The sequence below is a fragment of the Spirochaetota bacterium genome (assembly GCA_030154445.1).
Lineage (GTDB): Bacteria > Spirochaetota > Brevinematia > Brevinematales > Brevinemataceae > Brevinema_A.
In genome coordinates this window covers 86,168-111,112 of the sequence record JAGUQW010000006.1, presented here as the reverse complement: position 1 = coordinate 111,112, position 24,945 = coordinate 86,168, and the positions used below count along the sequence as shown (strand labels likewise).

Genomic DNA, 24,945 nt, shown 5'->3' with positions numbered 1-24,945 from the left:
TCTAATGAAAATGTTTTGACAAGAGATGTCTAAATTTATGCCCTTTGTATTCAAAACGCTTAATTTTTCTTGTGGTATTTTTTTCTAACTCTTCTTGTCTAATTTCATAGCCACGAATTTTTTGATATGTTTGTAATTTTGTATTTACTGTTCTCAAATGAGTATTGATGATTTCTTTTATTTGTGAGCTATTCGGATCTATATCTTCTTCTGTTAATTTCAACATATCTAATACAATTAAGGCACAAGGAACTTCACTCATATCATTATCAGCAACTGCTACTCCAATAACAATGGATTCTAAAATATAGGCATGGGTATTAATAAATTCTTCAATTTCTTCAGGATAGACATTCTTACCTCCACCAGTTACAATAATATTTTTATAACGACCTGTAATATACAGATATTCTCTTCCTTTTTTAGTCCCAATATATCCCATATCTCCTGTTTTTAACCAACCATCATTAGTAAGTACCATTGCTGTTGATTCCATATCATTGAAATACCCTTGCATCACATTCTCACCCTTTATACAGATTTCACCTACTCCACTAGAATCAGGATCTGCAATTTTCCAAGATACATTCATAATTGCATTACCAACAGATTTATTATCAATAGGACCTAAAGGATCACCTACAGAAATTACTGGTGATGCCTCTGTTAATCCATAACCATTAGCAAGATTAAATCCTAATACAGCATATCCTTTTGCGACAGAGTGGGACAAAGGAGCTGCTCCAGAAATCATATATTTTACAGTATCTAAGCCTGCTTTTTTGCGTAAAAAAGCAAGTATTTTTTTACCAGTTTTATGATTCCCTGTAATAAAATAAGATAATTCTGAAATTTTTAATAATAATTGAACAATTTGCTTGATAGGAAATTTTAATTGTGTAAGATTTCTATGAATTCCATCTAGTATTTTGGCATATAGGGTAGGAATACCAATCATAACAGTGACTTCTGTTGTTTTAATGACATCTATTAATCTTGTTGGCTTGATAGAATCTGCATAAGCTATAGTACCCCCAATAGCAAAGAGTGTCAATTCTACAGCAAATTGAAAAGTATGATGCAAAGGGAGAACACTTAATATTACATCTTGTTCTATCAAACGAGCTGATTGCCATAAGTTGTTTGCTTGATGCATAAAATTACCATTACTAAGCATAATCGCTTTTGGATCACCTGTTGTACCAGATGTATAAATTAAGGATGCCAAATCTGATCGTTTGAGTTCATTTTTTATAAAAGATGTGGATATATTAGTAGCTTGTTTTAATATTTCTTTGAATGAGATAGTATTTGTAGTATCTTCAAGTGTCGTACAATAGTCAAAAACAATCCATTCTTTAATCAACGAAACAATTTCTAAATCTTTTATTAATTTTTCATAAATATTTAGAGAAACACCCATGACTTCTATACCAGAATTTCTAATAATATTTTTAACCTCTTCAAGAGAAAGCATAACATCACAAGGAACAGCAATAATACCATTATAAACAATTCCAAAATACATCATCATCCATTCTGGACGATTTTCTGACATAATAGCACATTTATCACCTTTATTCAGTTTAGAAATCTCTTGTAAATAATTCGCAATAGCACGAATATTTTTATAAAATGTTCCGTATGTAACAGCAACATATCTTTCACCGTCATACATTTTACTATAAATAGAATTTTCTCTATATTCAAAAGAATCGGCTAGATTTTGTAAATTTAAATACATATAGTTCTCCTTTTATAATATTTATATAGACAGTATTATAATTTATTTTTACTAAAATATCAAATTGCAATCTACGGATATTTTAAAAAATTATTATTTATTACTATTGTTTTATAAAAATATTACTTTCACTAGTTTGTTTCATGATATTATTTGTCAATAAAAAAGGTCCATATTGAATTCAATCATTAGTCAAATGAAATGCATACCATTTAGTTAGAGGAAATTTAATATCTGTAAAATATATCCCTATTCTGGAATTTTCAGCATAACAAAAATAATATTGTACTCCATTTTCTTTAAGAATATTTTTTCCCAAAGGAGCAAACTTTAACCATTATGATCAGATTTCCATGTAGTATTATTAACAGATAATAGCCAGTTACTCTCTGCTCTATCATTTGAAGTCAAAGAACATTGGGGAACTATCGCAATCAACAAAATTATTAATGTATTGATATCTTTTTTTTTGTTCATCTTAAACCTCTTCATTTATTTTTTAAATTTTTGAAAACTTTTTTAATTTAGCAAAATTTATGATAAAAGATATATAACATTCAAATACATATCAAATTTTTATAAAAATTTATGATAGCTAGTGATCAAAATAATAATATCTGTAGATTTTATATGTTAAGCTAATTATTTAATATCAATAGAAGTTTGAAATCAAATCAAATTAAATTTATAATATACGATCATAGATTTAGAAAAAAGATCTATTTTTATTATTTTCCATAACGATTTTCTGCTTGACTATTCAATAATATAATATACTATAAAGTATAACAATAAAAATATATATTAATAATTGATTAATTGAGGAGAATATTATGTCAAAAAATGGTTCAGGATTTGAAATCATGCAAAAACTTGGGCAAGCTTTAATGTTACCTGTTGCGGTACTACCTGTTGCTGGTCTATTATTGGGGATAGGTGTGGGCGTACCAGCAGCTCTTGCAGTACAAAATATAGCGATATCACCTATATTAAGTAATATTTTTAGTGTTATGGGAACTGCTGGTGATACTATTTTTAGTATTCTTCCTTTATTATTTGCTATTGCAACAGCAATCGCTTTTACAAACAATGATGGAGCAGCAGCTCTTGCAACATTAGTTGGTTATGTAGTTTTTCTTGGTACTGTAGGGGCTATTGCAACAATCAACAGTATTCCAACAAAATCTATCTTAAATATCCAATCTCTTGATATGGGTGCTGTTGGTGGATTGTTAGTAGGAGGGTTATCTGCTTTTGTTTTTAATAGAACTTATAATACTCAATTACCAGAAATTCTAGGATTTTTTGGAGGAAAAAGATTTGTTCTTATTATAAATGCTTTGTCTTGTCTTCTTTTAGGGGTAGTAATGGTATTTATTTGGGCTCCTATTGGCAGTGCTATCCAAAATTTTTCAAACTGGGCAGCTTATGAAAATCCAAATATAGCTTTCCCAATGTATGGTTTTTTAGAAAGATTACTTATTCCTCTTGGTGTTCACCATGTATGGAATGTTCCTTTTTTCTTTGAAATAGGCAATTTTGATAAAGCTAATTTACTTAGTGTCCAAAATGAAATTTCTTATTTAGCTCAAAATGCTTCCGATGTTCTTGCTAGTACAGCTCTTCCGGCTGAATTAATAAAAGGTGAAATTCCACGTTATCTTTCAGGAGATCCTACTGCTGGAAATTTAGCACCATCATATTTATTCAAAATGTGGGGACTACCCGCAGCAGCTATTGCTATAGGTTTGAGTGCAAAACCAAAAAATCGTAAAGCCGTAATGGGATTAATGATCTCTGCAGCCCTCACATCATTTATAACAGGTATTACAGAACCTATTGAATTTTCATTTATGTTCGTTGCTCCGTTACTCTATTTAGCACACGCAGGTTTAGTCTTTTTAGCATATCTTATTGTTACTCCTATGGATATTCGCCATGGTACAACTTTCTCTCATGGGCTAATTGATTTTACTCTACTTTACGGATTAGGACATAACCAATACATGCTCATTCTCTTGGGTATTGTTTGGGCAATACTATATTTTGTCGTATTTTATTTTGCTATTAAAATTTTTAATATCCCAACCCCTGGTCGTGAATTAAACTCAATATCTGTAAAAAATGTAGCTATCGATGAAATTGCAGAAATACTTGTTGAAGCATATGGTGGTGCTAGCAATATTACTACTACAGATGCTTGTATCACTAGATTAAGAATTTCTGTGATGGATGTTAGTCTCATCAATCAAGATAAATTAAAAGAATTAGGTGCTAAAGCTATTATTATTTCTGGAAATGGAACACAAGCTATTTTTGGGACTCAATCCGATATTTATAAAAATGAAATGATTAAATTTATGAAAAAATAATATATTCTATGTGTTAAAAAATCCTCTAGTATAAACTAGGGGATTTTTTAATGTTTTTTTATTATTTAGAAGATAATAGGTATTTATATTTGACAATATAGATACAATATAACTATACTATTATTATATAACTTTTATTAGGATTTTCAGATGTCAACATATAACAAATTAACCCGAAAAATAACTCCTTTAATTTTAGGAATTGGTATTCCAGCTAGTCTTCGCTCACTTTCTCAATATATACAACAAATTATTGATACAATGTATATTGGTCAATATAATAGTGATAGTTTACTGGCCATTTCATCTGTTATTATACCTTTTTGGATGTTTGAATCATTTTGGATTGGGATAGCTTCCGCAACTACGGTTATGATTGCTCAGCGTATTGGATCAAAAAATAAAAAATCTGCTACTAAAGTTGCTCAAATGACTTTTTTAATAGCAATTATATTATCTTTTTGTTTTTTTGTTTTTTGGCAAATAATGAGTCCAGTAATAGCAAAATTGATGAATTTGACAGGAGATCCTGCTGATAACGCTATTATCTATATTAAAACAGTATCATTTTTATATTTTTTTAGATTTGTTGGATTAGGTGCTCCTGCATCTATTTTGGAATCCTTAGGAAATACTAAAATAATTATGTATGCTACTCTTGCTCAATGTTTCACAAATATTATTCTTGATCCTATTTTGATTTGGGGCTTAGGGCCTATTCCAGAATTTGGGATTCAAGGTGCTGCTATTGCTACTGTATTGGCAGAGCTTGTAGCTACAACAATCTTGAGTATGTATTTTTGGAAACATAATTATCTCAATATCAAAACTACTACTATATTGCCTCTTCAATATGATCTTAAAGAGCGTTTCAAATTAGGATTTCCTCTTACTATAGAAATAATGATTTGGAGTTTATCTACTGCTAGTATCATATCCATGATGAATGCTGTTTTTCCTTTAGGGGGGGCAATCTTCAATGTAGGATTCTTACTTAGTGATATGTGTTACAAACTTTTATATGGATTTGATATTGCAAATATGTCCTTAATAGGCAGATCATTTGGAGCCAAACGAAAAGATAGAATGATTGCAATAATAAGATCTGTAACCAAAACTAAATGGATTACAGGATTGTCTATTATGTTATTTTTTTATATACTTAGAATTCCTATTGTTAGATTGTTTTCTAACGATCAGATAATTGTACAAACTACCTTGGATAATTTTTTATGGATTTTGAGTATAGCTTTAATTACAATGACTGTAGGGATTAATATGAGCACCTTAAATGGTATGGGCTACGCTCGTTATTCTCTTTATGTTAGCCTTGTTGCTATTCCTATACGCGTTATATTGTCTTATTGGATACTATACCATACAAATTTTGGTATTACAGGAATTTGGGCAGCTACTATTATTGAAGAAATTTTGAGAATTGTATTGACTTATATTATTAGAAATCATATGTTAAAAAAATATTGGGACAAATGGGCTACAGCACCATTATCTTAAATCATTATCTAACTTGATAAAGATTATACATTATAGATCCTGTATATTTTTCTTTTGTTATTTCATATACTGTGTATTCAAACAAAAAAACACTCTTAGTTTATTACCAAGAGTGTTTTCATTTTAAATATTAAAAATTAATCTTTAAGATTTGCAAAGAAAGAAACTAACTGTTCTCCAATTTTTGCTTCATCTCCACCAGAAATATGTATTTTTAACATATCTCCCTTTTTCACAGCTAAAGACATGATTTTGAGTAAAGAATTACCAATAACTTTTCTATCACCTTTTTCTAATTCTATTGTAGAACCTTCAAAACTTTTTACAAGTTTAACTAGTTCATTACCAGGTCTTGTATGCAAACCTGTTTCATTTGATATGGTGACTTCTATACAACTCATTTTCAACTCCTTAATATAACTAATATATTATATTATTTATTTAATACTTTTTCAAGTGATTCTTCTAAGAATTTTTGTATTTCTGCACCTGTACCTAAAGAAAGAACTTTTTGAGCAATTTCTTTAGCTTCTGTCATTGTTGTTGCACGAATAATTTCTTTGATTTTAGGAATACTAATCGCACTCATACTTAATTCTTTTACCCCTATACCTATCAAAAATAAAGTAGCAAGAGGATGTCCTCCCAATTCTCCACAAACACCAACCCAAACATTTTTAGCATTTGCTGCAGCCGTTGCTTGAGCCATAAGACGCAGTACTGAAGGATGGAATGAATCATATAGCTTAACAATATGTGGGTTACCTCTATCTACTGCAAGAGTATACTGTGTTAGATCATTAGTACCATAACTAAAGAAATCAACAAGATCTGCTAATTCATTCGCTATCATTGCTGCTGATGGAGTTTCTATCATGACCCCTCGTTGAATTTTAGGATCAAAATCTATTCCTTCCGCTAAAAGTTCTTTTTTACATTCTTCTAATAATTCATTAGCACGCTGAACTTCTTCTAAAGAAATAACCATAGGATACATAATACCAACTTTACCATGAGCAGAAGCTTGTAAAATAGATCTCAATTGAGTTTTGAAAATATCAACTTTATCCAAACATACTCTTAGAGCTCTCCAACCTAAGAAAGGATTCAATTCATGAGGAAATGTAAAATAATCTAAACTCTTATCACCACCAATATCTAGTGTTCTAATAATAACAAGATCTTTATCAAAGGCACGAACTACATTAGCATAGGCATTTGTTTGTTCTTCTTCTGAAGGCCAATTGGATCTATCCATATAAAGAAATTCACTACGATACAATCCAACACCTTTTGCACCCTGCTCTAATGCCGGTAAAGCATCAATATCAGTACCAACATTAGCACAGAGATCAATAGTTACTCCATCTTTGGTAATAGCAGGTAAATTTTTGAGCCCTGCAAGTCTTTGAACTTCTTTTTTGTATTCGTTTAGTTTGTTATCATAAAATTTTTTATCTTCGACATTTGGATTAATAATAATATCACCTTCAGAACCATCTAAAATAATATCTTGACCATTTTGAACATTATCCAAAATTTCTCTAGCTCCTACAATGGCAGGAATTACTAAAGTGCGAGACATAATAGCAACATGCGAAGTAGCACCACCTTCGGCAGTTACAAATCCTAGTACTTTTTCTTTGTCCATTTGAGCCGTATCAGAAGGTGTTAAATCAAATGCAATCACAATAGAAGGCTCATCTATTTCTGATAATTGAGGAATATGAATACCCAAAATATTAGATACAAGGCGTCTAAATATATCTTTCATATCAGCAGCTCTTTCTCGCATATAAGTATCTTCCATAGAACTAAACATTTCTATATATTGGTCTGCTACGATTTGTGTTGCTTTATCAGCAGAAAATAGCTCATCTTTGATTAATGTTTTAACTTCTTCTTCCATACTTTCATCAAGTAAAATTTCTATATGTCCATCAAAAATCTCAGCCTCGGCTACACCGATATTTTTTAAAGTGATTCTCTTGATATTTTCTAATTGTTCTTTTGCTTGAGTACGCCCTGTATCAAACAATTGATTTTCTTGTTCTATTTGTGATTCTACAATATTTTTATTATTAATTTTGATTTCTGGTTGTGCAAAGATAAATACTTTTCCTGAAACAACTCCTGGGCAAGCGGATATACCTTTTATTTTAGTTGTAGTCATATTGACTCCTATTGTCGTAATATATTATTTATTGTCTTAATTTTCAACTGGTATATAGCGTCCATTCGATACTACACCATGTACTTTCAAATCTGTATCTAATATGGTAATATCAGCCTTATAACCAGGTTTGAGATATCCATATTCATCATCTTTGTTAATAGAACGCGCTGGATAAAGAGAAGCCATTCTAAAAGCATCTTCTAGTGGTACTTTGACATACTTCACTAAATTCTGAACACATTTATCCATCAAAATAGCAACTCCAGCTAAAGTACCATCTTCAGCAATACATCTACCATCTCTATGATAAATTTTCCGTCCACCAAATTCAAATTCTTTTATATCAGTACCTGCAGGAGCAGATGAATCGCTCACCAAAAATAGATGATCTCCTAATGATTTGTAAGCTATATCCACAGAAGCATAATTACAATGAATTCCATCTACAATAATTCCTGCATAAATATTATCGCTTTCCAACACTGTTCCTACAGCTCCCGGTTCTCGAGAGTCAAAAGGTTTCATGGCATTGTACAAATGTGTCGCCATAGTAAGACCACTAGGTATTTTTTCTGATATTTGAGCAAAAGTCCCATTAGTATGACCCATAGAAACAATTACACCAGCATCTGCTAATTTTTTGATATGCACACTATCTACTTCTTCTGGGGCTAAGGTGACTATTTTGCGTGAAATATTAGTATTTATAATCGCATCTAAAATTGCTATAGATGGCTTTCTAATATATTTTTCTTCGTGAATACCTTTTTTGATTTTAGAAAGATATGGTCCTTCAAAATGCCAAGCAATAATTCCCAATAATTCTGGATTTTCGAGATGATTAATAAGATCTATAGCTTCTAAAATACGCTCATCACTTGTTGTAATTAATGTTGGTGCTATAGATGTTACTCCATGTTTGATATTTGTTTCGTGTAATACTTGTAAAGTATCTAAAGAAATATCATGATTAATATCAGCTCCACCACAACCATTAACTTGAAGATCTATGTATCCAGGAACAATTATTTTTCCTTTGAGATCTATTTTTGTCATAACAATATCTAAAGAAGAATCCATTTCTATACTTTTTATTCTATCATTTTCAATAATCACTGTTGCATTATCAAGAAACTTATCACCGTCAAATACTCTAGCATTAACTAACGCATAATAAGATTTATACAATCCTTTAATCAAAATTTTGGGATGAATATTTTTAGCTTCTACTTCTTTATGATACCGATAAGTTCTGACTCTAATATCTACTACAGCTTCTTCACTTGCAACAAATGTTGCTTTTGTATGCATTTGCAATGCTGAAGCAGGATATAGATGATTGATTCCTTCTTCAATACTTACTTGTAAAGCCCTTGCTTTGGCAGAGCCTTGAGCTAATACGACAATTTCTTGTGCATCGAGAAGTGTTCCCACTCCAATAGTTAATGCGATTTTGGGAACTAATTCTACCTTGCCGTTAAAAAATTTTGCATTCGCAACACGCGTTTCAAAAGTTAATTCTTTATCTCTTGTGCGTGATGTTAAAGAAGAGCCCGGTTCATTAAATGCCAAATGTCCATCATCTCCCAAGCCACAAATCCACAAGTGAACACCCCCGTAAGATTTGATTAATTCTTCGTAGCGTTGCCCTTCTTCTTTTATATCTTCTGCCAAAGAATTTAGTAAATGAATATTTTTGAGTTCTGCATCAACAAAATTAAAAAATCTTGTATTAATAGTTGAGTAAAAACTATTAACATTAGAGGGAGATATCCCTAAATACTCTCCTGTATTAAAAAAAACTATATTTTTAAAAGATAATACCCCATCTCTATGAAACTGAACAAGTCTTTCATACATAGGTAAGACAGTCCCACCCCCAGGTATTCCCAAAATAAAAGGATTTTGCTCTGTAGGGTTAAAATCAAGTATTCTTTTTGCTATAAAATAGGCAGCCCAATCACCAACATGTTCTTCTGTGATAATTAATCTCATCCCCTTCTCCTATGTTCAAATTCAGGCAATTCATTCATTAATCAATGTTGTTAATAATCTACCAGCAACTTTATCTACCATAAAGGTAGTTTTAGGATGCATTTGTAAAATAGAGGCAGGACTCATATTAGAAATTGGTTTTTCCAAACAAGATCTAATCGCAAAAGCTTTTTGTATTCCATAGACTACTATCAATATTTCTTTAGAGTCATAAATAGTGCTTATTCCCATTGTTAAAGCTTGTGAAGGAACTTTAGAAGTATCTTCTCCAAAAAAACGAGCATCAGCTTTGATTGTTTCTGATGTCAATGTTTTTAGTCTTGTCCGAGAATGCAAGGAAGATCCAGGTCCATTAAAAGCTAATTCACCCATTGATCCTAAAGAACCTAAGAAAAAATCTATTCCACCTAATTCTACAATTTTTTGCTCATATTTTTTACATTCTATAGAAAGATCTTCAGCAATTCCATTTAAAGTATAAATATTTTGAGGAAGGATATCAATCTTAGAAAAAAAATTATTTTGTAATAATTCAAAATATTTTTGTTGCATCTTTTTTGAATATCCAACAAATTCCCCAGCATAAAAAACAATAAGTTTTTTTAAAGAAACCTGATCTACTTGTACATATTGTACTAACTCTTCACAAATACTTAATACTGTAGATCCTGTAGACAAACCCAATACAAAATATTCTTTTTGATTATTATTGATTTTTTCAACAAGTATTTTTGTTGCAGAGACTACTAATTCATGCCTATTCAGGAGCACTTTTAATTGCATTGTAATACCTCTATATCGATCACTATAAACTATCATAACATGTTTTAATTTTTATGCAAATTTAAAATAAGAAAATATATAATATATATAATATATATAATATATATATTATATATTATAGTTGACTATCTATTTATTTAATTGTATAATCTATACAATTAAATAAAAATATTTTGAGGTTACCATGTTTAATTTTTTAAAAAAGACTCCTAAAGTCATCAATATATATTCTCCTTTAGATGGAGAAATTTTACCATTATCTGCATCTCCTGATGCAGCATTTGCACAAGGAATGATGGGAGAAGGTATTTGTATTAATCCTACCCAAGATACTCTTTATTCACCTTTTGATTGTGAAGTGAATATTTTCCATACATTACATGCTATCGGTTGTAATGATGGTACTATAGAAGCTATCGTACATATAGGTATGGATACTGTTCAATTGAATGGAGAGGGTTTTAAAGCTTTAGCCCCTTTACAAGGATTTGTAAAAAATCAAACTCCTCTAATTTCCTTTAACAAAGAAACTCTGTTATCCAAAGTTTCAACGCTTATTACCCCTGTTATTATCGTAGAAAAACCAGAAACAGCAACATTACAAATTATCAAAAATTCTGGAATAGTAAAAGCCGGTGAGCTTATTATGCAGGTTACTTTATAAGTTACAAAGTTCTAAACAAATCAAAAAATCCTCCTATTAAATAGGAGGATTTTTAGTTATTTCGTTGTATTTATTTATCTTTATTCTGACGCCAGACTTGTTCTTTTTCCCAAAGTTGATTGTAATAATAACCTTTCTTACTGAGTTGTACTTTGTTCTCTGTAGGAAGAGGCACATATCGCCAAAATACATAGCGTGAATTTTGTTCTAATTTCTGAACACCTTGCGTTTCTTTTGTCATCCACAAAAGATAATCGGTAATAAATAATGTTTTTAGATCACCTTTGAGCTTGGCTTCAAGATAATATTCATAATAACGACCTGTTAATCCTTCTTCCATCCAATAGTAAGAAGCAATTTCTTTCGCAGCTTGCCATCGAATATCACCAATACCAGTAAGTAAAGATAGATCTGCAGATCTTGTAAAAATAGGAAGAACCATTCTACCTCTTCCAAATTTTTTATTATCACTATCCAAAGCTTCCCAACAAGCTCCTATATTTCCATAACCAGGTACTAAGATCATATAAGGCATAATATTCATTGTTTCACCCTTATAGATACGATGAAAAGCTTCTGGATCTAAGGCTAACCACTGATTTAACTTTTTCTTTACTATATCTCTAAAGAGAAAATCCCTACTTCCTTTTGGCAAGAATCCAGAAGTTAGTAAAGGAAATGGATTCCCCTTACGCCCTACCGACATTTTAACCATTTGTCGGAAATTACTAACCTCAGATATTAAACTATCTATATCTTTATGATTGCTTGGTGATGATAGTTCACCACCACCTTCTACCGTTTGTAATTCGCCAAGAGATTCTTGAGCTTTAACCATCGCTCGTGCACTCAATACCATTTCTTTATTAATCTTTTTAATTTCTTTATGAAAAGCTGGAATATCATCTAGTGCTTTATTTTGTTCAAATGTATAGAGGCCTTCTATTTGTGTTTCTGGATCTGCATGTAATTCTGTTAATACCTTTAATCCATTATCGATTTTTTGTAATAAATCATTTCTTTGTTGTTTAAATCCTTCAAATCGACTACGCTCTACATTTAATAAAGAAACATACTTTTCTTGTTTGGCATTTACTTGGTGAGGTTGGATTTGTGATATTTTAGGACCTTCTGTTTCATCAGTAGCTGACGGTTTTATTTTGCCATCGACTATTCCTTGAAGCCATTCATCAGCATAAAAAACTGTCTCTTCCTCGTAATTCACTGGGTTTAAGGATTGATTCAAAATAAATTTCTGATCTTCTGGTGATAAACTTCTAAGATCAACTAATCCATAGCGTAAAAACAATCTTTTAGCAGTACTTAGTTCTGGATTTATCATCTTGGCAATCATAGGATATAATTCCCAAAACATATTTCCCAGTTTATCTCTGTATATGCGTTTATCTTCTTTATCAGTAGCTGTTTCATAATTTTTTTTCATTTGTAAAAATCGCTCAGCAAAGGCATCATCTACACCTATTAGAAGTTTTCTTATATAACTATTTTCTGGTAATTCTTGAAATAATCCCATAATTTATGTGCCCTCAATATTATACTTAACAAATATTATTTATTTTTATTATATTAATTTATTATTATTTTTATCATAGATACTTGTATAAAGAGTCTCAACAATGTATAATAAGATAATTATATCAACTTTATAAGGATCTCAATATGTCATTTATTGGTGTTTTTGATTCGGGACTTGGTGGTTTGAGTATTCTCAAACATCTTCACCAGCAATTCCCTCACGAAGAATTCGTATATCTTGCTGATTCTCAAAATATCCCTTATGGAGAAAAAAACAAAGATCAATTAAAAGAAATTTTTAATCGTAATATTAATTATTTTACAAAAGCCAAAGGTATTGTTGTTGCCTGTAATACAATGAGTAGTTTAATTCCTGAAATTAAGTTATCAAAAATTCCTTTATATAGTATTATCGACTCTATTGTACAAAGCTATATACAAGACTTCGGTAATATTAAAAATGTTGGGATCCTTGCAACTTCATTTACAGTAGAATATCAAGCCTATATAAATGCTTTTTACCGTGTAAATTTTGATATTAATATTACGCAAATTGCAGCACCACAATTAGTTCCTGCGATAGAAAATAATACAGAAAATATTATAGAAATAGCTAATCAATATATAACTCAATTTCCTAATAATATCAAATATTTAATTTTAGGTTGTACTCATTATAATTTATTATTAGAAAAATTTCAACTTCACTATGAGAACTTAACAATAATAAATCCCTATAATGGAATCACAAAGCAAGTATTACCTATTATTTCAAAAAATACAACAGGGCCTATCAAACCTCTTGTGTTTTTAACGACCAAATATAGTGATAACTTACAAAGTATATCAGAAGAAATAATGCAACAAAATATTGTTTGGCAAAATATTTCTATCTAAAAATTATTGCATAACAATATTCAGGAGATATCATGAATAAAAAAAATATTATATTTATTATTCTACTAGGTACTATATCTATCAATACACCAGCAGCAGTCATGAATCAAATTGTTGTTAGTGTTGGTAGTATAGCTATTACCAGTGTTGATATTACTCGTATGCGTGAATTCGATGCAATTATTTCTCAACAGCGTCCTACAGCTAATCAGGCCTTAGAAAAACTAATCACTCTATCATCTTTGTTAGTAATTGCTGAAAATAATTCAGAATATTATATGGATGAAGTAGAATTAAGAAAACAAATTAATGCGATGACTAATAATCCTTCAGACCCTACTAGTGCTCAACGCAAAAAATTATATGATGATTATAGTGATTTATATAGAATGCTCATCAGATCAGATAAAATAAAAAGACAATTAATGTTCGGTGATGTACATATCAAAGCCGAAATTAACAAACCTATTACCTTATCAGAATCTAAAACATTTTATAACAATAACAAAGCACTCTTCAAAGATTCTCAATTTCCAAAATTTAATCTTATTATTTTTGCCGTTGAAATTTCAGATAAATGGTCTTTATCAGAACTTTCTACTGTAGAAACAAAAATGCAAGAACTTGCTAAAGATCTCGATGATTCTAATAATTTTAATAATCTTAAAAAGAAATATTCTTCATTACGATTTACTTCATTTTCTGGACAAACAGGATTGTTTACCCCAGATATTCTTATTCTTCAAAAGAAAATTCCTGACGAAATATTAGGTATTGCTCTTCAACCTTCTCTCAATTTAGGTGGCGCTCCTATTCCTATTACCAAAAATAAAGGTATATTCATTCCTCAACCTATTCCTTTTAGAAGTACAGGAGTTTCAACATATTTAACAATAAAAATTCTTGATGTGATTCAGCCATCACAACTTGAATTTGATGCAGCCTTACCTAAAGTAGAAGAAATGATCAAATTTGAACGAGCTGAAAAAGCAATAGAAAAATCTATTAAAAAAAGAATTACTGAAGGACAAATCACTCTTACACCTTCTGACAATACCTATCAAAATGTTTTTAATAAATTCAAATAATTAAGTAAAAAGTAAAAAGTATACAGGAATTATTTATGATAGAAAAAAAAATTAGTGCCCGAAGATATGGTCGTTTATTAGCTGTGTTATATCTTAATGACAAGATGGATATTATCAGTAATGGTACAGTCCCTCCTATATATATAGAAGATTATGTAGCAAAATTAGAAACATACTTACCAGAATATCCTACGCTACCTTCAAATGTACAATATCAAATCGTACAATTTGCTCAAACTACTATTATAAAAATCTACGAACAAGAAAATTTATTGATTAATATTATCTCTAAGACTAGTACTAATAGAACTTGGGACAAATTTTTGACTCTTGATAAAGCACTACTACTCATAGGAGTGTTAAATCTTCAAACAGAACCTACACCTTCTGTGATCATCAAAGAAATTCTTATTGTTAGTGATCTTCTCAACAATCATAATGCTGCTCCCTATTTATCAGGAATTCTAAAAAGTATTGCCTTTCCAATAAAAGAAAGAGAAACTTCTTCTATATTTACTAACTTCAAAAAAACATCAAAAATCAGATTAAAAACATCTCAATAAGGATAAATTTATGATTAATTCTTTAGAAGAATTATACAAAATTATTGATATATTACGCTCCGAAAATGGTTGTCCTTGGGATAAAAACCAAACTATACAATCATTAGACGCACTCTTTTTGGAAGAATGCTTTGAATTATCTGAAGCAATTCAAAAAAATGATTCCAAAGATATCGCTGAAGAACTTGGTGATGTTACTTTTATGCTATTACTACTTAGTCATATTGCCCAACAAGATAATATTTGTAATTTACCAGATGTATATACACAAGCAAAAGAGAAACTTATTTTTAGACATCCTCATGTTTTTGGAAATACAACAGTAACTAGTCAAGAAGAAGTTGTTACTAATTGGGAGCGTCTAAAGAAAAAAGAAAAATCAGAGCGTACTAGTACCTTTGATGGAATTCCAAAATCTCTCCCTGAAATGATGCGTTTTGACAAATTAATGAGAAAATTGTCTAACAATGATCAGAATATACAAGACTACAAAGATAATACCTCTCTTCCCAAATCTACTCTCAAAGATACTCTTATACAATATGCATCTGATGGGCATAGTCTCTCTCAATTAATGAAAGAAATCAATACAGAAATTGAAGCACAAGCTAGACAAAAAGGATTATAACCTAGGTACTTATGAAAATTCCTGAACTCAAAACCATCCCTATTACTCAACATTATACAGAACGCCAAACTTTTTTACTTCACAAAATGGGCATAGAAAACTTAGAAGATCTTATTACTTATTTTCCTTTTCGTTATGAAGATAGAACTGAGATTAGTTGTTTAACAGATCTTGTTTTTTCTCAAGAAACAGCTGTTATCAAAGCTACTGTTATCGCACAAGAATCATTTTTTTGGAACAAAAAAAGACAAATCAAAATTCTTATTACTGATCATTCTGCTAGTGCTGAACTCGTTACTTTCAATATGCGTGGCATAGACAAATCAATGCCTATAGGTCAAGAATTTTATATTTATGGCAAATTTGAATTTCGTTTTAATAAAATTCAATCTTCTAATTTTGAATTTGAAATAATAGAAAAATTTGGATCTGCTACTTCTCTATTAGGGAAAATAATGCCAGTTTATCGATTAACAGAAGGTCTTAAACAAAAAGAGTTTTACAAAATAATTAAAAAAGCTTTTGATCTCTCTCTCAAAAACATCAAAGATCCTATCCCTAAATATTTTAGAGAAAGCAGGAATTTATTAGATAAAACATCATGCATACAACAATTACATTACCCTGACACTTTTTCACAATTAGAAAAAGCAAGGGTAAGAGGTGCTTATGAAGAATTTCTCTGTACAAGAATTGCCTTGGAACTCAAAAGACTACAAGAAATTAAAATAATAAAAAAGCATCGTTATCCTAATCAAGCTATCTTACATCAATTTAAACAACATTTACCATTTCAAATGACTTCCGCTCAAAAGCGTGTTATCCAAGAAATATTTAAAGACCTCAATCAAGAACATGCCATGCATCGATTAGTTCAAGGAGATGTTGGCTCTGGTAAAACTACAGTTGCTCTCGCTACTATGATTCTTGCAGCGACTAATGGTCATCAAGCAGCTTTTCTTGCTCCTACAGAAGTTTTAGCTTTCCAACATTATAAAAAAATAAAACCTCTATTAGAAACTTTACAAATCCCTTGTGCTTTGTTAACAGGAAGTATCTCAAGCAAAGACAGACAACCTATTTTGGAAGGGCTGAAGATTGGTACACTTCCTATTCTTATAGGAACACATGCTATCTTTCAAAAAGAAGTTATTTATCATAATCTTACTTTAGTGGTGATTGATGAGCAACACAAATTCGGAGTAGAACAACGAGGAATGCTCATCAAAAAAGGTGATAATCCTGATATTTTAGTAATGACTGCTACTCCTATTCCGCGTACTATCACTTTATCTTTGTACGGAGATTTGGATATATCTATCATTGATGAACTACCAGTAGGAAGACAAGAAATACAAACAACTCAGGTGAAACAAAAGCAATATAGAGCTATGCTTGACAAATTACACAGTGAAGTCCAACAAGGAAGACAAGCTTTTGTTGTATGTCCTTTTATTGAAGATAATGAAACTATAAGCAATGTAAAATCAGCAGAACAAGTGTATAAAGAATTTATTAAACTTTTTCCTCAATACAATATTAGTCTTATACATGGGCGTATGTCTCAAGTTGAAAAAGATCAAATCATGCAAGAATTTTCACTAAATAATTCTCAAATTCTTATTGCTACTACCGTCATTGAAGTAGGTATTGATATACCTAATGCAACTATAATGATTATAGAAAATGCAGAACGATTTGGTTTAGCTCAATTACATCAATTACGGGGTCGTGTTGGTAGAGGCTCAGAAAAATCTTTTTGTTTTGCTGTAAATTATGGCTATGATGCTGACTCTCGATTGGATATTTTTTGTTCTACTACAAATGGCTTTATTATTGCTGAAGAAGATCTCAAAATTAGAGGACCTGGTGAAATTTTAGGAGTTAAACAAACAGGAGTTCCTATTTTTAAGTTAGCAGATTTTACCAAAGATCAAAAAATATTACAAGCCTCTGTCAATGATTCTCAATTAATTTTTGCCAAAGATCCTCAACTTAAATTACCAATTCATCTATCATTATTAGAATTTTTAGAACTTGATAGATCTTTCAGAGTATTCTCTGGATAATAGAAACTCCATACCAAAAAAGCACTCTTTTATTTAAAGAGTGCTTTTTATATTTTAAACTAAAGTTTTAAAGATTATAGATCCGATACAAAAATACAATATATTTATAAAATAAAGGTATTGTATATTCTCGGTTAAAATATGAAAAACTTTATAAATAAAATATAAAAAAAATAGGAGGAATATATATTGAATTTATATAATAATTAAAGACAGTATAAATTTTTATTATATAATTAATAAGATATAAAAACCTTACATGAATCAAGGAGGATATCATGATTATCAATAACAATATTAGCTCTATTTTTGGGAATCGCCAATTAGCTATAGATTCAGCGATGACTGATAAAAACATGGAGAGATTATCTTCAGGTATGCGTATCAATCGTGCTGGTGATGATGCATCAGGACTAGCTGTTTCTGAAAAAATGAGATCTCAAATTAAAGGTTTAAATCAAGCTCTTAGAAATACCCAAGATGGCGTATCTTTTATTCAAACTACAGAAGGTTATTTACAAGAAGTAGGCAATGCACTTCAACGTGTTAGAGAACTTTCTGTTCAAGCAGCTAACGGAATCTATTCTGATGAAGATCGTGGATATATTCAAACAGAAGTAGCACAAATGGTTGACGAAATCGATCGTATCGGTTCACAAGCTCAATTTAATGGTTTAAAAATGCTTTCAGGTATGTTCTCTGAACCAACAGCAGAAAGTACACCTGCTGCTGAAATGTATTTACATCTTGGTGCTAATATGGACGAAAGAGTACAAGTTCAAATTAATACTATGAATGCAACTGCATTAGGAATAAGAAATGTAGGAAATAACAATCCTATTTCAATTTCAACACAAGACAGTGCAAATATAGCTATTGGTACTATCGATCAAGCTCTTTCAAAAGTTAACAAACAACGTGCTGATTTAGGTGCGTATCAAAACAGACTAGAATCAGCTACTCGTAGTATTATGGTTGGATCAGAAAATCTCCAAGCTGCAGAATCTCGTATTCGTGATACTAACATGGCTCAAGAATCTAGCTTATTAGCGAAAAACCAAGTCCTAACACAGGCTGCTATATCAATGTTAGCTCAAGCTAATCAAAGACCACAGATGGTTTTACAACTATTAAGATAAACTATTTAATCAGGAATATTCTCTAATTTTATTTAGGGAATATTCCTGATTTTACATTATCAACAATAATATATTATTTTTCCTACGAGAATTATATACCATGTCTTAATCTACAAAATTTAGAAAGAGGCTCTACTCTTGTATAGGTATATATTCAAGGAGGAATAATATATGATTATTAATAATAATATTAGCTCTATTTTTGCAAATAGACAAGCTAATATAATGGATAATAAAGTGTCCAAAAATATGGAGCAACTATCTTCAGGGATGCGTATTAATAGTGGAGCAGATGATGCCTCTGGGCTTGCTGTTTCTGAAAAAATGCGTACTCAAATTCGTGGATTAAATCAAGCCATGAGAAATACCCAAGATGCAACTTCTTTTATTCAAACTACAGAAGGTTATTTACAAGAAGTAACTAACTCTCTACAGCGGGTAAGAGAATTAAGTGTTCAAGGGGCTAATGGGATTTACACGGATGAAGATCGTGGCTATCTTAATCTAGAAATAGGATTGCTTGTAGATGAAATTGATCGTATTTCTAATACTGCTCAATTCAATACTATGGCTATGCTCGATGGTAGATTTTCTCAACCTAGCACACCTTCTCCTATTGCTGAAACGACAGGAGAAGGTCAAGAAGCAGTAAATACAGCTTCAGTAGCAAATAATTCTACTACTTCTAATGCTAGTAGTGGTTTGTTATTACATATTGGACCTAATCAAGATGATAATGTTCAAATTTATATCAAACAACTTAGTGCTGAAGGATTAGGATTGCGTGATGGTAATGGAAATTCTACCATTGGTACAACTACTGCTGATATGGCTAATTTGTCCATAGGAAAAATTGACAATGCACTACGTGAAGTAACAAGTCAACGAACAGAACTTGGGGCTTATCAAAATAGATTTCAAAGTGTATATCAAGGCTTATATATTGCTTATGAGAATACTAGTGCTGCCGAATCTCGTATTCGTGACACTAATATGGCTCGTGGAGTTAGTGACCTTGTTAAGAATCAAATTCTTCAACAAGCATCTGTCTCCATGATCGCTCAAGCTAATCTAAAACCCCAAATGATTCTATCCCTATTGTCATAGCTCTACTCAATAAGAGTTAGAGTCTCTTTTTTAATAAAAAAAACCTCCTAGGATAACTAGGGGGTTTTTATTTTTTATTTTCTTTTATGAGAGATACTATAAATCATATTTTAAGTATTGCAATATCATATGTATTCTGTTATAATTATATTAAATATTAAAAGTGAGACAATTATGAGTAAAAAGAAATCCTATCCTGTCAATCTCCCAAAAACTAATTTTGATATGAGAGCTGGGTTGATTAACAAAGAACCTATCCTATTAAAAGAGTGGGAAGAAAAAAATATTTACCAAAAAAGATTAAGCAAACAAGAACAAGCTCCTTCTTTTATTTTTCATGATGGGCCGCCTTATGCTAATGGGGATATCCATATTGGAACAGCATTAAACAAAATTTTAAAAGATGTTATTTGTCGTTATAAATACATGGAAGGATACAAAGTTCCTTTTATTCCTGGTTGGGATTGTCATGGACTTCCTATAGAATTAAATACATTAAAGTCCTTAGGTAAAACCGCAGATTCCTTAACTCCTGTTGAAATTCGTCAAAAATCTCGTGAATATGCTCAACAATTTGTAAACAAACAACGCGATAGTTTCAAGCGTCTTGGAATAACTGCAGATTGGGATAATCCTTATCTTACCATGTCTAACGATTATGAAGCATCTATTATTGAAGCTTTCGGCAAATTAGTAGGAAATGGTTATATTTATCGTGGACAAAGACCTATCTATTGGTCTCCAGAAAGTCGTACTGCTCTTGCAGATGCTGAAGTCGAATACCATAACCATACATCTCCTACAGCATATACACTATTTCCAATTACAAATTTTCAAGATATCAATTTACCTCAAAAATCTTATGTTATTATTTGGACTACAACCCCTTGGACACTACCGTCTAATGTTGCTATTGCTTTTCATCCTGATGAAACTTACGAAGCTGTAACTATTAATTCTGGTATTACCATGATTCTTGGTTCTGCTCTAAAAGAACAAATTCTCGCACTAACTGCAGCAACAGAAGTTTCAAGTCAATTAATAACTCGTAATGACTTAGAAAAATTAAAAGTAGCTCATCCTTGGATTGAAAGAGAATCTAAGGTAGTATTTGCTGATTATGTAACAATGGATACTGGTACAGGTATTGTTCATACTGCTCCAGGACATGGTACAGATGATTATAACACAGGATTAAAATATAACTTAGATATTTTATCTCCCGTTGATGATGAGGGTCGTTTTACAGCTGAAGTACCAGAATGGCAAGGCGTCAAAGTTTTTGATGCAAATCCAAAAATTATTGAATATTTAAAAACATTAGGATTGTTATATTTCACCCAAGATATTGTTCACTCTTACCCTCACGATTGGAGAACTAAAACACCTATTATTTTTAGAACAAAACCTCAATGGTTCTTCAAAGTATCTGACCCCAAACTAGCTGCAAAAACAATAGCAGTTGTTTCTTCTTCTGTAAAATGGATGCCAAGTTGGGGAGAAGAAAGAATCAAAAATATGCTTACCAACAGACCTGACTGGTGTGTATCACGCCAACGCAAATGGGGCGTACCGATACCAGCTTTTTATTGTAAAAATTGTGAAGAGGCTATTATTTCAGAACAATTAGCAATGGATATTGCTACTCGTGTCCGTACAGAAGGATTGAATTTTTGGATTGAAAATGATGCAACAACACTTTTACCACAAGGATTCCTCTGCCCACATTGTGGTCACAATGAGTTCACAAAAGAAGAGGATATTTTAGATGTTTGGTTTGATTCAGGCTCTTCTCATTATGCTGTACTCAACAAATACGCATCATGTCCTGCTGATCTTTACTTTGAAGGTAACGATCAGTATAGAGGCTGGTTTCAATCTTCTTTATGGAATAGTATGGGTATAAATGGCTTTCCACCTTTTAAAGCAGTGCTTACTCATGGATGGGTTTTGGATGAAAATGGACATCAAATGCATAAATCTGCAGGTAATTCTGTATCACCATCAGAAGTTACTGACAAATTTGGGGCAGATATTCTTAGATTATGGACAGTAACTGAAGATTATACTAAAGATCTTAGAATTGGTGATAATATTATTCAAAAAACTGTAGATCTTTATAGAAAATTAAGAAATACTTTTCGTTATCTTTTGGGATCATTATTTGACTTTAATAATAATGATCGCTTAACTTATAATCAACTTACAAAATTAGATCAACACATGTTGCATAAATTGGCAACTTTAAAAATAAATTTTAAAAAATATATGGATAACTATCAATTCCATAGAGCCTATAGAGAAATATTTAATTTCACTATTATTGATTTGAGTGGAGAATATTTTGATATTCTAAAAGATAGATTATATATTTCTAGTGCTAATGATCCTTCCAGAAAATCAGCACAAACAGTATTGAGTCATATTTTAGAAGAATTGACATTAATGCTCTCTCCCGTATTGGTATTTACAAGTGAAGAGGTTTATCATCACACCTCTTCACATAACAAAGAAGAATCTGTTCATTTATTAATGAATACTACTACTCCTTCAGAATGGATTAATGATTCATTGGCACAGGATTTTAAAATACTCTATACGATAAGAGAAGAATCTATGAAACAATTACAATTGTTACGAGATTCAAGTATAATCGGATCATCTTTAGAAGGTAAAATTATTATAAATTGTAATACAGCTACTTACAATAATCTTTTACCCTATATTAATGATCTTACTGAAATTCTTATTATATCGTCTATAGAACTTATAAAAAATAACAATACTGAACTTATTATTACTGCTCAAACAGCTATTAACAAAACAACTAAAAAATGTGAACGCTGTTGGAAAATCAAAAAAAACATACAAGATGAACTGTGTATAAGTTGTTCTTCCATTATTAAAAAATTCAAACAAGGGGTTTAAGATGACAAAAATAAAAAATAATTTATTATTGATAACTATTGTATTAGGTGCATTCACCTTAGATATGTATACTAAATGGGCTATTTTACAAACATTTAATTATCAACCGTACCCTCTCAGTGATTCAATCTCTGTTATTGATATTTATTTCAAATTAACATATGTACAAAATTTTGGAATTACTTTTGGATTATTAAGCGATTTACCAAAATCATACACTGTAGCCATCCTCTCTATCACATCATCAATAGCATTAATAATTTTAGGGTATTTCTACCACAATATCTCTAAATTACTCAAAGAAGTAGCAGTTCCTACTGGACGAATAGCTCTAGCAATGATTTTAGGTGGAGCTCTAGGTAATATTATCGATAGAATGATTAGAGGATTTGTTGTCGATTTTTTAGATTTTGGAATAGCAACATATCGTTGGTATACTTTTAATGTTGCCGATATTTTTATTGTATCAGGTTGTATTTTATTATCTATTCTGATTATTTTCTTTGAAATTAAAGAAGATAAAACTATAAATAAATCATTAACATAAAAAAAGAGAGCTATAAGCTCTCTTTTTTTATGTTAATATAATTTTTGTAAGCGTGTTCCTTGATAAAAATATTTCAATATTTGAGAATAGCCAGCACCTCTTTGTGCTAGTTCTTGAGCTTCCCACTGTCCCATACCCACGCCATGTCCATATCCTGTTCCCTTAATAATAAGATTTCCTGATTTAGAGACGGTTATTTTGGCTCTTGTACTTTTCATATTCGTAGCACCCATTTTTTCTCTAAATTGATATCCACTGATAGAAGTTATTTTTCCTCTAGAATCTTTGATATTAATTTTATTAATACGCCCTGAAGGGCTTCGAGAAGAAACATCCATAGATTTAATCTGAGTAGTTTTATATTGTTGTTGTATTTTTTTCAAAGGAATTTTTATAGCCCAAATATTATTAGGATTTTGTTTTGAATAATATGATTTCACAGGATTCAAATAAGGTTTATTATCGCCGATTTCATGTCCAGCAGCACTCATACCACCAATAGAAGATGAAAAGTAAGATTTTATCAAAGCACCCTTGTAAGTCAATACTTGTCCTTCTGTTGCCCAGACTGCTTTGGAAGTATTTTTATATTCTTCTTTTATACCATTATAAACTTGAGATCTCGTATCCGCAAAAAGATCAAAATTTCTATTTTTATTCTGTCTACTATTTTTCATTTCATATAAGGCATAAGTTCTTGCAGCAACAGCTTGAGCTTTTAATGTTTCATGATTCCAAGACTTATATATTTCTGACGGAACAACACTCAACAAATACTGCTCTAATTCTACAATATTCACAAAATTAAGATTATTCTTTTCTCTATGTATAACAAAAGATCCTCTATAAGCACGATTATTTACAGAAAAAGATGTCGTCCCTAAAACTTTTATGCATGGTGTTGTTAACAATTTATTATTAAGTACTATACCTTGTTTATGAAATCGAATATCCAAATTACCTTTGTACAATACTTTTTTATTATTAACAATAATACTATAAGGATCTTTCAAGCTAATTTTATAGATTAAATCTGAACTTAAAAGAACTCTTGTATGTATTCTTTTTGATTGAGGTGCTGTATAAGATACATTTGATAATATCAATAATACAAATAATAGCATATAAAAAAATTTTAACATTTATCTTCCTATAAATAGATAAACTTATATCGACAATATCTAGTTATAAACT

20 protein-coding genes are annotated in these 24,945 nt (G+C 30.6%); 12 read left to right on the top strand and 8 right to left on the bottom strand.

The genetic code is table 11. The annotated features are described in order from the left end of the window. Position 1 precedes the first annotated feature (1 nt). A complete protein-coding gene (locus tag KFW21_03750; protein MDK2818548.1) occupies positions 2–1,744 on the bottom strand; it encodes an AMP-binding protein in 1,743 nt (580 codons plus the stop codon). A gap of 330 nt (positions 1,745–2,074) precedes the next feature. Continuing rightward, a complete protein-coding gene (locus KFW21_03745; protein MDK2818547.1) occupies positions 2,075–2,221 on the bottom strand; it encodes a hypothetical protein in 147 nt (48 codons plus the stop codon). 356 nt (positions 2,222–2,577) lie between these two features. On the opposite strand from KFW21_03745, the gene KFW21_03740 reads away from it, so the two are divergent. Further along, positions 2,578–4,116, top strand: coding sequence for a PTS transporter subunit EIIC (locus KFW21_03740; GenBank protein MDK2818546.1), 1,539 nt, complete (start codon positions 2,578–2,580; stop codon positions 4,114–4,116). A 150-nt stretch (positions 4,117–4,266) separates the two neighbouring features. After that, positions 4,267–5,631 carry an MATE family efflux transporter gene (locus tag KFW21_03735; protein ID MDK2818545.1) on the top strand — a complete coding sequence of 455 codons (1,365 nt, stop codon included), beginning with the start codon at positions 4,267–4,269 and terminating at the stop codon, positions 5,629–5,631. Between the two features lie 137 nt (positions 5,632–5,768). Here the strand turns inward: KFW21_03735 and KFW21_03730 are convergent, their stop codons facing one another. The 4 genes from KFW21_03730 to nagB are packed head-to-tail and all read right to left on the bottom strand — an operon-like array spanning position 5,769 to position 10,585. After that, positions 5,769–6,032 carry an HPr family phosphocarrier protein gene (locus KFW21_03730; GenBank protein MDK2818544.1) on the bottom strand — a complete coding sequence of 88 codons (264 nt, stop codon included), beginning with the start codon at positions 6,030–6,032 and terminating at the stop codon, positions 5,769–5,771. Between the two features lie 32 nt (positions 6,033–6,064). Beyond that, on the bottom strand, positions 6,065–7,804 hold the full coding sequence (gene ptsP / locus KFW21_03725) for a phosphoenolpyruvate--protein phosphotransferase (GenBank protein MDK2818543.1): 1,740 nt from the start codon (positions 7,802–7,804) through the stop codon (positions 6,065–6,067). A gap of 36 nt (positions 7,805–7,840) precedes the next feature. After that, positions 7,841–9,802 carry an N-acetylglucosamine-6-phosphate deacetylase gene (gene nagA / locus KFW21_03720; protein MDK2818542.1) on the bottom strand — a complete coding sequence of 654 codons (1,962 nt, stop codon included), beginning with the start codon at positions 9,800–9,802 and terminating at the stop codon, positions 7,841–7,843. A 30-nt stretch (positions 9,803–9,832) separates the two neighbouring features. Next, positions 9,833–10,585: a glucosamine-6-phosphate deaminase gene (gene nagB, locus KFW21_03715; protein MDK2818541.1), complete on the bottom strand. Its 753-nt coding sequence runs from the start codon at positions 10,583–10,585 to the stop codon at positions 9,833–9,835. 184 nt (positions 10,586–10,769) lie between these two features. On the opposite strand from nagB, the gene KFW21_03710 reads away from it, so the two are divergent. Continuing rightward, a complete protein-coding gene (locus tag KFW21_03710; GenBank protein ID MDK2818540.1) occupies positions 10,770–11,249 on the top strand; it encodes a PTS glucose transporter subunit IIA in 480 nt (159 codons plus the stop codon). 70 nt (positions 11,250–11,319) lie between these two features. Here KFW21_03710 and KFW21_03705 read toward each other — a convergent pair whose 3' ends face one another. Then, complete coding sequence (locus tag KFW21_03705; GenBank protein MDK2818539.1) at positions 11,320–12,783, bottom strand: hypothetical protein; 1,464 nt, start codon at positions 12,781–12,783, stop codon at positions 11,320–11,322. A gap of 146 nt (positions 12,784–12,929) precedes the next feature. Between KFW21_03705 and murI the strand changes: the two genes are divergently transcribed. The 9 genes from murI (at position 12,930) to lspA (ending at position 23,751) form a co-directional block, all read left to right on the top strand. Beyond that, complete coding sequence (gene murI / locus KFW21_03700; protein MDK2818538.1) at positions 12,930–13,682, top strand: glutamate racemase; 753 nt, start codon at positions 12,930–12,932, stop codon at positions 13,680–13,682. Between the two features lie 32 nt (positions 13,683–13,714). Beyond that, complete coding sequence (locus KFW21_03695; protein MDK2818537.1) at positions 13,715–14,770, top strand: hypothetical protein; 1,056 nt, start codon at positions 13,715–13,717, stop codon at positions 14,768–14,770. Between the two features lie 35 nt (positions 14,771–14,805). Then, a complete protein-coding gene (locus KFW21_03690) occupies positions 14,806–15,333 on the top strand; it encodes a hypothetical protein (GenBank protein MDK2818536.1) in 528 nt (175 codons plus the stop codon). A 10-nt stretch (positions 15,334–15,343) separates the two neighbouring features. Further along, the gene (locus KFW21_03685) at positions 15,344–15,961 is read left to right on the top strand and encodes a hypothetical protein (GenBank protein MDK2818535.1); all 618 of its coding nucleotides are present in this window, start codon (positions 15,344–15,346) and stop codon (positions 15,959–15,961) included. Positions 15,962–15,972: 11 nt separating this feature from the next. Beyond that, entirely contained in the window at positions 15,973–18,030 is a 2,058-nt protein-coding gene (recG, locus tag KFW21_03680) for an ATP-dependent DNA helicase RecG (protein ID MDK2818534.1), read from the top strand. Positions 18,031–18,308: 278 nt separating this feature from the next. Beyond that, positions 18,309–19,169 carry a flagellin gene (locus tag KFW21_03675; protein MDK2818533.1) on the top strand — a complete coding sequence of 287 codons (861 nt, stop codon included), beginning with the start codon at positions 18,309–18,311 and terminating at the stop codon, positions 19,167–19,169. 171 nt (positions 19,170–19,340) lie between these two features. Continuing rightward, a complete protein-coding gene (locus KFW21_03670; GenBank protein ID MDK2818532.1) occupies positions 19,341–20,276 on the top strand; it encodes a flagellin in 936 nt (311 codons plus the stop codon). A 174-nt stretch (positions 20,277–20,450) separates the two neighbouring features. Continuing rightward, a complete protein-coding gene (ileS, locus tag KFW21_03665) occupies positions 20,451–23,204 on the top strand; it encodes an isoleucine--tRNA ligase (protein MDK2818531.1) in 2,754 nt (917 codons plus the stop codon). A gap of 1 nt (position 23,205) precedes the next feature. Beyond that, complete coding sequence (lspA, locus tag KFW21_03660; GenBank protein ID MDK2818530.1) at positions 23,206–23,751, top strand: signal peptidase II; 546 nt, start codon at positions 23,206–23,208, stop codon at positions 23,749–23,751. A gap of 32 nt (positions 23,752–23,783) precedes the next feature. Here lspA and KFW21_03655 read toward each other — a convergent pair whose 3' ends face one another. Further along, positions 23,784–24,893 carry a SpoIID/LytB domain-containing protein gene (locus KFW21_03655; GenBank protein ID MDK2818529.1) on the bottom strand — a complete coding sequence of 370 codons (1,110 nt, stop codon included), beginning with the start codon at positions 24,891–24,893 and terminating at the stop codon, positions 23,784–23,786. Between the last annotated feature and the right edge of the window lie 52 nt (positions 24,894–24,945).

Bases quoted from the DNA above. Each gene is read 5' to 3' on its own strand.
- KFW21_03675 (MDK2818533.1), top strand. From the start codon at position 18,309: ATGATTATCAATAACAATATTAGCTCTATTTTTGGGAATCGCCAATTA.
- nagA (MDK2818542.1), bottom strand. From the start codon at position 9,802: ATGAGATTAATTATCACAGAAGAACATGTTGGTGATTGGGCTGCCTAT.
- KFW21_03685 (MDK2818535.1), top strand. From the start codon at position 15,344: ATGATTAATTCTTTAGAAGAATTATACAAAATTATTGATATATTACGC.
- recG (MDK2818534.1), top strand. From the start codon at position 15,973: ATGAAAATTCCTGAACTCAAAACCATCCCTATTACTCAACATTATACA.
- KFW21_03705 (MDK2818539.1), bottom strand. From the start codon at position 12,783: ATGGGATTATTTCAAGAATTACCAGAAAATAGTTATATAAGAAAACTT.
- KFW21_03750 (MDK2818548.1), bottom strand. From the start codon at position 1,744: ATGTATTTAAATTTACAAAATCTAGCCGATTCTTTTGAATATAGAGAA.
- KFW21_03745 (MDK2818547.1), bottom strand. From the start codon at position 2,221: ATGAACAAAAAAAAAGATATCAATACATTAATAATTTTGTTGATTGCG.
- murI (MDK2818538.1), top strand. From the start codon at position 12,930: ATGTCATTTATTGGTGTTTTTGATTCGGGACTTGGTGGTTTGAGTATT.
- nagB (MDK2818541.1), bottom strand. From the start codon at position 10,585: ATGCAATTAAAAGTGCTCCTGAATAGGCATGAATTAGTAGTCTCTGCA.
- KFW21_03690 (MDK2818536.1), top strand. From the start codon at position 14,806: ATGATAGAAAAAAAAATTAGTGCCCGAAGATATGGTCGTTTATTAGCT.
- lspA (MDK2818530.1), top strand. From the start codon at position 23,206: ATGACAAAAATAAAAAATAATTTATTATTGATAACTATTGTATTAGGT.
- ptsP (MDK2818543.1), bottom strand. From the start codon at position 7,804: ATGACTACAACTAAAATAAAAGGTATATCCGCTTGCCCAGGAGTTGTT.
- KFW21_03710 (MDK2818540.1), top strand. From the start codon at position 10,770: ATGTTTAATTTTTTAAAAAAGACTCCTAAAGTCATCAATATATATTCT.
- KFW21_03695 (MDK2818537.1), top strand. From the start codon at position 13,715: ATGAATAAAAAAAATATTATATTTATTATTCTACTAGGTACTATATCT.
- KFW21_03735 (MDK2818545.1), top strand. From the start codon at position 4,267: ATGTCAACATATAACAAATTAACCCGAAAAATAACTCCTTTAATTTTA.
- KFW21_03670 (MDK2818532.1), top strand. From the start codon at position 19,341: ATGATTATTAATAATAATATTAGCTCTATTTTTGCAAATAGACAAGCT.
- ileS (MDK2818531.1), top strand. From the start codon at position 20,451: ATGAGTAAAAAGAAATCCTATCCTGTCAATCTCCCAAAAACTAATTTT.
- KFW21_03655 (MDK2818529.1), bottom strand. From the start codon at position 24,893: ATGTTAAAATTTTTTTATATGCTATTATTTGTATTATTGATATTATCA.
- KFW21_03740 (MDK2818546.1), top strand. From the start codon at position 2,578: ATGTCAAAAAATGGTTCAGGATTTGAAATCATGCAAAAACTTGGGCAA.
- KFW21_03730 (MDK2818544.1), bottom strand. From the start codon at position 6,032: ATGAGTTGTATAGAAGTCACCATATCAAATGAAACAGGTTTGCATACA.